The organism is Thermoanaerobaculia bacterium, assembly GCA_018057705.1.
GTDB lineage: Bacteria > Acidobacteriota > Thermoanaerobaculia > Multivoradales > JAGPDF01 > JAGPDF01.
On sequence record JAGPDF010000128.1, the window covers coordinates 1 to 7,094 of the forward strand.

Sequence of the window (7,094 nt, forward strand, 5' to 3'; positions counted from 1 at the left end):
GACCGGTGTCCACATCCCGTCGCTGACCCCGTGGCCGCCGTTTCTCCCAAGGCGGCCGCTTACGGGGTGCGGGATCGGGACCCGGGACTCCGAGCACGATACGACTCCGCCGCAGCGTCGTGAGGGCTCACGACTGGTCCAGGCTGCGGACCTCCCCGAGGCGGCGGGCGAGGAAGCGGCGTTCCGGCTCGGTGCGGGCGAGGGCGAGCGCCTCGCGGTAGGCGGCGGCCGCCTCTTCGTGGCGCTCGAGCCGCCGCAGCAGGTCGGCACGGGCGGCAGGCAACAAGTGATACCCGGCGAGCCGCCGCCCAAAGTTGAGTTCGTCGAGCAAGGCGAGCCCCGCGGCCGGCCCATCGGTCATCGCCACGGCAACCGCCCGATTCAGCGCGACGACGGGCGACGGTTCCACCTCTTCGAGCAGGCGATACAGCTCCGCGATCTCGCGCCAGTCGGTGGCGGAGGCGGTGGCGGCGCGCGCATGCACACCGGCGATCGCCGCCTGCAGGGCGAACGGTCCCGGGGGCCGCCGGGCGCGCAACGCCTGCTCGACCAAAGTCAGGCCGTCGCGCAGTTTCGCCCGTTCCCAGCGCGAGCGATCCTGATCCTCGAGCAGCACCAGCTCCCCTGCGTCGTCGAAACGCGCCGGGCGGCGGGCGTCGGTGAGCAGCATGAGAGCCAGCAGGGCGATCGCTTCGCTCCTCGCCGGCAAGAGCGCCACGACCAGTCGCGCCAGGCGAATGGCCTCGGCACAGAGGTCGGCACGAACCCCGCGTTCGCCGGCAGTCGGAGCGTAGCCCTCGTTGAAGACCAGGTAGATCGTGCGCAACACGGCTTCGAGCCGCGCCGGGAGCTCCTCCTCCGCTGGAACGCGGTAGGGAATTCGGGCGGCGCGGATCTTCGCCTTGGCGCGCACCAGGCGCTGCTGCAGGGTGGCCACGGGCACCAGGAGAGCGCGCGCGATCTCCTCGCTTTGGAGACCGCAGAGGGTGCGCAGGCTCAGGGCCACCTGCGTTTCCGGTGCGAGCGCCGGGTGGCAGCAGGTGAAGATGAGGCGCAGCCGCTCGTCGGGGAAACCGCTTTCGATCTCCGCCAACTCGACCGGCGGCGAGGTGGCCTCGGCCGCCCCCTCACTCGCCAGCTCCTGGCGCTTGCGCCGGTCGAGCGCCGCCCGGCGCAGGCGGTCGATCGCCTTGAAGCGGGCTGTCGAGACGAGCCAGGCGCGCGGCTGAGCGGGCAGGCCCTCGACCGGCCAGCGTTCGACGGCGACCGCCAGCGCCTCCTGCAGCGCCTCCTCGGCGAGGTCGAAATCCCCCAGGAGCCCGATCAGGGTCGCCAAAACCCGGCCGCCTTCTGCGCGATAGATTCGCTCGACCGCGCTCTCGCTCGTCTGGTTCTCGCTCGTCTGTTCCTCGATCATTCAGCGCGACGGAAGCGGAAGACCTCGTCCTTCCGGCTGCCATCCTCGAGCTTCATGGTGACCGTCACCACGAGCGTCTCGGCACCCTCACGCCGGAGCACGATCGGGCCGAACGCGAACGCCTCACCCTCGACCCGGGTCAGCGCCCAGACCTGCACCTGGTCACGCTCCTCCCAGCCCTTGAGATCGGGGTGGAAGTGTTTGAGGCGCAGCTCGAGCTGCCCGGAGGCGTTCGAAGTCAGGGTCAGGATCTCGTAGAAAGCCACCTGACCGCCCTGGAGCGAGCGGAAGGTGCCCAACATGGCGCCGCCGCTCTCCGGCAGCCAGACCTCCTCGGCGATCCCGCCCAGACCCTCGCCGACCCAGCGGCCGGCGAGCCAGGCGAGATCGGCCAGGGAGGCCCGCGGCACCGCCTCGGCGGTGGCAGGGGGCGGCGGCGGGCTCGCCGCGGAGGCGAGGCTCGCGCCCGCGACCAGCCCGGTCAGGAGCGCACGCGTCGCGAGGGCCGCGGCGCGGGTCATTCCGGAGCCGCCGGCATCTCGTGCGGCACCACGGGCCGCACCTCGATCGCTCCGGTCCGAGCGGCCGGGATGCGGGCGGCGATCGCGATCGCGTCGTCGAGGTCGACGGCGTCGACGAGGTAGAAGCCGCCCAACTGCTCGCGCGCCTCGGCGAAGGGCCCGTCGCTGACCACCGCGCGGCCACCGCGCACCCGCAGCGTCGAGGCGCTGGCGACCGGCTGCAACTCTTCTCCGCCGTGGAGTTTGCCCGCGGCGACAAGATCGCGCGAGAGTTGGAAGTACTCGCCGAGCGACGTCTCCCGTTCGGCTTCCGAGAGCTGCTGCCAGCGGCTTTCTTCGTCGTAGATCAGAAGCAGGTATTTCATGCGGCCTCCTTGGCGGGATCTTCCCGCGTTTATGCCGACTAGTCGAACGGCGGTGGCCCGGATCGACATCTGCCTCGCGCTCCCCGCCCGGTTCGCCGGGGAAATCGGCAGGCACCCTAGCGGCGGGAGGTCGGACGATGCCCAGACCCGACCGACGCCGCGACGAACCGCCACTGCCCGAACGAGAGTAGACTCCGCCAAATCCGCTCTGGCGTGCTGCGATTCCTGGAGGCGAGAATGAAGATACTCGGGCTGCTCCTGTCGGTGATGGCGCTCCTGCCTACCAACGCCGCCGGCGTAGAGAACTTGCGCAACGACAGTTGGGAGCCGGGCGACTCGGCGTTCTTTCAGGGCGGCTTCGTCGCCAACGAGATCGCCGCCGCACGCCTGGAGCCGACCGGCCCATGTCCATGCCAGGTTCGGAGTGTCTCGTTTCTCTATGGAGGCGCCGCAACGCAGCGACTCGTCACCGTCGTGATCTGGGACGACAACGGATCGACGGCCCCGGGGGCGGTTCTCTTCGGCAAGGAGTATCTGCTCACCGGCTCGGGGGATCTGCAGTCGATCGACCTCTCGGCGGAGGGCGTTCTGGTCGACGGCCCCTTTCGGCTCGGCTTGCGTTTCACGGCTTCAGGTCCTCCTGCGGCCGCCACCGATGATGACGCGACGATCGACCCGAACCGGAACTTCGCCCTGCTCGACGGTGTTGGCTGGGTCACGGGAGTCTCCGCCGGACTGAGCGGCGACTGGATTCTTCGCGCCACGGTCGATGCGGCTTCGTCGCAGAGCGTACGGGTTGACGGGTTCGTTCCCGGCGACGCCGCCGTTTTTCAGGAGGGGTTTTCGGCGGGCGAGATTGCCGCGACGCGGCACATCACAGAGTTTGCCTGTCCCTGCTACCTCGACTCCGTCGATCTACTGTACGGTGGCTCGACAGAGACGCGTACCATCACGCTCAAAGTCTGGGCGGACGGCGGCGGGCTCGCTCCGGGCTCGCAGATTCACTCCTCCGACTTGAGTATCGCGGGACTGCCTTCGATTCAGCGCCTCGATCTGTCCAGCCTGCATCTGGTCGTGCCACAGTCCTTTCGAATCGGGATTCTGTTCCTCGACTCCGGCCTGCCCTCGATCGCCAGGGATGACGACGGCACGCTGACCGCTGATCGCAATTTCCTCCTCCTCAATGGGCCTGGTTGGATAGGGTCGGGCACCATGGGCATCGCCGGCGACTGGATCTTGCGCGGCGTGGTGCGATCGGTGCAGGTCTTCAGCGACGGTTTCGAGTCTGGCAATACCGCCAGTTGGTCGGCCGTAGCCCCCTGAGGCCGCCCTCGACCTCGACGCCAGTCAGAAGTGCCAGCCGGCTTCTGCTGCTGGAAGTGCCACTCGATTTGCGTCACAGGCCTTGGCGGCGCAGCGCCTTCGCGGCGGGGACCCCCAGCCGCTATACCCTCCATCGCACGATCTGGAGTCGGAAGATGCCCACGCAGCGGAGGATCGCGCCGGTGACCGAGGGCTGGAACAGGGGTGAACGAGACTGGTCGTTCGTCAAGGACGCCAGCCGCGACATCGCGCGCTGGGAGCAAGAAACCGGGCTCGCCCTCCCCGACAGTTATCGCCGGTTCATGCTCGCCTTCAACGGCGGCCGCGTCTACCCGCGCCTGTTCCGCCACAACGTTCCGCCGGAGCGCTACCCCTTGACCGAGCCCGTCACGCAGGTCAATCCGTTCTACGACTGGGCGCGCGTCGAAGCGAACTGGCGCGGAGAGATCTACGGCAAGGGCAACCCGCCGGGGATGCTGCTCATCGGCTGCGATCCAGGCGGCCTGGAGGTTCTCCTCTCCGTGCGCTCCGAAGACCGGGGGCAGATCTCCTGCTGGCCGCACACGACGAATCTCTGGGGCACCGACGGCAACGACCATGTCTGGCACCAGGCCCCATCGTTCGAGGCCTTCCTCGATTCCCTGTTCGATCGCGAGGACGGCACGGACTACAAGGGATGGCACCGGCCGATCTACGACCAGCTCGCCCGCCCTCTGGCCTTCTGGCCTTCTCCAGTCCTCTGTCGGGCTTGGCGGCGTCGGCGCGAGACCCTGATCGGCGGCGACCGCAGATAGCGCGGCGGGACTCCCGCAGGGCCTCGCCCACGGCTCGCATTGGGTTGGTTGCCGCTGGCCTCCCGGCCGCTGCCTACTGCGCCACCCCGCTGCAGGCTGACAGGCGGAAGTTGACGGCGACGGCGTAGTGGACGTCCACCGGTTGCCCGCACAGCAGCGCCGGCGACCATGGCGTGGACTCGATGGTGATGACCGCCTGTCGATCGAGCGCCGGATCGATCCCTTTGCTTACGTTGACGTCTCTCGCGGCGCCGTTGGCGCCGATGACGGCGTCGAGGATGACGACCCCTTGCAGCCCGCTGGCGCAAGCCTCCGGCGTCGGGTGCCCCTCGATCGGCTGCTGCGCTCGCGGCCGGAGCAGCAGACCGTTCTGGTAGTAGGGCTCCGGCGCGGGCTGGCATTCAGGCGACTCGGCCCAATGCTCCGCTTGAGCCTCGGCCAAGATTTCCTGGAGCTTCCGGTCCGATATCCGCAACTGGCGTCGCAGCACCTCGACCTCGTCGGTATTGTTTGGGATAGCGGCCGCGCCGGTTGCCTTGCGGGCCTCGCGACTCACGTACTTGGCCCAGAAGTGAAAGCGGCTGCCGGCCTCCAGCCGGGGAGAGCACGCCAGCAACAATGCCGAGAGCAGAACTAAGGTCGATCCAAGGGCTCGCCATTTCACTGAAGGCGCCGATCCGCTCATCGACTCGGAACTGCCGGTCGCCTTCCGGCCCGCCTTCAGGAGTCGAGGCGCCACCAAAATCCCCGCCACGAATGACTCGCTCGCTTGGGCTGGATTGACTGTCGCCATCTCGGCGCCGCCCTTCCGCACTCGGTCAGCACTTATCCAGTGTTACCCGATCTCCGGCGGAACAGATGGCCTCGAATCGCAGTCGACTAGATTGCATCCGGGGGGCGAACCGATAGGGTGCTGCGACGGACCTCCGCTCGCGGGCATGCCAGGGCAAGGGCTTCGAGGAACCGGCCGGGATCGTCGGGTGTCACGACGACGGCGCGCCGTTCGAGCTCGAGCACCACCGCGTGAGCCGGCTGCGTCGCGAAAGCGCGATACCTCCCGAGCTGGCGATTCCAGAAGAGACCGGCGAAGACGAAAAGGCCACCGTTGCCGAAGAGGCGCAAGGAGTTGGACATCGCAGTCGGCTCCGCCCATGCCGCTCGCAGGTTCGCCAGGGACAGGTCGGTAGACCAGAGCAGCCGGCGGATCCGAAGCTCTCCGGGCCTGACCTCGTAGCTTCGGACCACGAAGAGTGCCGCTCCAAGGAGCGTCGCCGAGACACAGGACGCCGTCAGTGTGACGGTCAGAGCGGCCAGTCGGTCGCTGGGGAAGAGGATGGCAAAGAGCCCTGCGACTCCCACCAGGATGCCGACCGAAACCGCTGACAGGACCTTCAGAGTCGTGGACCATGGGGCTCGAAAAACGGCAGTACCGGGCAGCATGTTGTGCAATCTCCTCTCGATTTGCCGACGCCCGCCAGCGCGGGCAGGAGCCCGGGCATTGCACCGGTTCGGAGCTGCGGCCAAATCCAACTGGGTGGCACCTAATCGTGGGCGTTCAACGAGGAGCGCAGCAACACGCTCGAACTCGCCCAGAAAGCGTTGCGCCACGAGCGGCCCCGCTGGTTCGGCAGAAAAGTCCAGGGCATCGGCGATCTCCCGCTCGGCGTCGGGGTGAAGCGAGTAGCTCACCGGGAGAGTCGGGCGCGCAGGCGGGCGATCGCCCCGGCAGCAGGAACCGCCTCGACCGCTCCCGAAGCCAGCTCGGCTTCCCTGCGGTCCGCTTCGAGCGCCCACGCCGCCTCGACCTCGGGGACTGCATCCCGACTCGCGACCAGGCGCTCGAGCAGGTGCGAGCGCTCCGCGGGCGGCAGTTTGAGGGCTTCCGCTTCCAAAGCGTCCAGGATCGTGCTCATGCCGGTCTCCGGGGGCAGTTCGCCGGGCAATCCGTAGCTTGCCACAACTGGCGCCGGACCAAACTATTTGGACTTCGCCTCATTCCAGACCCCTGGGCCGGAATGCCTGCCGCCAGGCCCCCTCACGGGACGTGACTGCTCCAGGCGTTGAAGTTCTGCGACTCGAAGCCGTCGGAAAAGAGAGAGCCGTAGAGGATCGTCACGGCGCCCATGAATTCGTATTCGTCCGGGGCGCCCACCGCCAGGTCTTCCGCGCCGTCGCCGTCGAAGTCGCCGGCGGCCATAGCCTTGCCCCAGTAGTGGTCGAACAGCCAGAAGGGATTGCCGGGGATGCCCCGGTGAGCGTCGTAGAAGTAGCCTCGAAGTAGCCTCCGGGGGTGCCAGCCGCTTTTCCGGGCCGCCAGGGGTCCCGCCCGGATTTCCCTTCCTCTCGAGTTTGGAGCGGAACCTCTTCAGAGTGCCGCGAGGGCCCCGGCGAGCGACTCCATCGAGATGGTGCCGCTCGACCGGCTCTCGCCGGTCAGTGCCCGCCGGAGGTAGCCGGCCTGGCCGAGATGATGGGACAAATGGCAGCTCAGGTGATGCAGGAAGAGTCCGGTGGGCGGCCGAAGGCCGCTGAGAACGTCCGGATACGGCGCCGACACGACCTCTTCGGAGAGGCCCGGCAGGACGCTCGTCACGACCTCGAGTGTGCGCTCGATCTCGGCCAGCAGGTGGGCGCGCGACAGGCCCCGGGCCGCGAACTCGAACGGGCGGTCGCG

At 68.3% G+C, this 7,094-nt stretch carries 10 protein-coding genes; 2 read left to right on the forward strand and 8 right to left on the reverse strand.

The window, feature by feature from the left end; genetic code table 11:
* Window positions 1-127: 127 nt before the first annotated feature.
* From KBI44_20735 to KBI44_20745, 3 genes are read right to left on the reverse strand one after another with little or no spacing between them, the layout of a single operon-like run.
* The gene (locus tag KBI44_20735; protein ID MBP9146910.1) at window positions 128-1,417 is read right to left on the reverse strand and encodes an RNA polymerase subunit sigma-24; all 1,290 of its coding nucleotides are present in this window, start codon (window positions 1,415-1,417) and stop codon (window positions 128-130) included.
* Complete coding sequence (locus tag KBI44_20740) at window positions 1,414-1,938, reverse strand: hypothetical protein (protein ID MBP9146911.1); 525 nt, start codon at window positions 1,936-1,938, stop codon at window positions 1,414-1,416. The genes KBI44_20735 and KBI44_20740 overlap by 4 nt, the downstream gene beginning before the upstream one ends.
* Window positions 1,935-2,303, reverse strand: a complete 369-nt coding sequence (locus KBI44_20745) for a YciI family protein (GenBank protein MBP9146912.1) — start codon at window positions 2,301-2,303, stop codon at window positions 1,935-1,937. Before KBI44_20745 ends, KBI44_20740 begins: the two co-directional genes overlap by 4 nt.
* A 237-nt stretch (window positions 2,304-2,540) precedes the next feature.
* Between KBI44_20745 and KBI44_20750 the strand changes: the two genes are divergently transcribed.
* A complete protein-coding gene (locus tag KBI44_20750; protein MBP9146913.1) occupies window positions 2,541-3,626 on the forward strand; it encodes a hypothetical protein in 1,086 nt (361 codons plus the stop codon).
* A 155-nt stretch (window positions 3,627-3,781) separates the two neighbouring features.
* Window positions 3,782-4,420 carry an SMI1/KNR4 family protein gene (locus tag KBI44_20755; protein MBP9146914.1) on the forward strand — a complete coding sequence of 213 codons (639 nt, stop codon included), beginning with the start codon at window positions 3,782-3,784 and terminating at the stop codon, window positions 4,418-4,420.
* Between the two features lie 73 nt (window positions 4,421-4,493).
* Here KBI44_20755 and KBI44_20760 read toward each other — a convergent pair whose 3' ends face one another.
* The 5 genes from KBI44_20760 to KBI44_20780 all read right to left on the reverse strand — a co-directional run.
* The gene (locus tag KBI44_20760) at window positions 4,494-5,213 is read right to left on the reverse strand and encodes an energy transducer TonB (protein ID MBP9146915.1); all 720 of its coding nucleotides are present in this window, start codon (window positions 5,211-5,213) and stop codon (window positions 4,494-4,496) included.
* An 86-nt stretch (window positions 5,214-5,299) separates the two neighbouring features.
* A complete protein-coding gene (locus tag KBI44_20765; protein ID MBP9146916.1) occupies window positions 5,300-5,860 on the reverse strand; it encodes a hypothetical protein in 561 nt (186 codons plus the stop codon).
* 245 nt (window positions 5,861-6,105) lie between these two features.
* Window positions 6,106-6,333 (reverse strand): addiction module protein, encoded by a 228-nt coding sequence (locus KBI44_20770; GenBank protein MBP9146917.1) that lies wholly within the window; start codon window positions 6,331-6,333, stop codon window positions 6,106-6,108.
* Between the two features lie 122 nt (window positions 6,334-6,455).
* Window positions 6,456-6,752: an FG-GAP repeat protein gene (locus tag KBI44_20775; protein ID MBP9146918.1), complete on the reverse strand. Its 297-nt coding sequence runs from the start codon at window positions 6,750-6,752 to the stop codon at window positions 6,456-6,458.
* Between the two features lie 33 nt (window positions 6,753-6,785).
* The coding region (locus tag KBI44_20780) for a hypothetical protein (GenBank protein ID MBP9146919.1) at window positions 6,786-7,094 on the reverse strand (309 nt) is incomplete at its 5' end.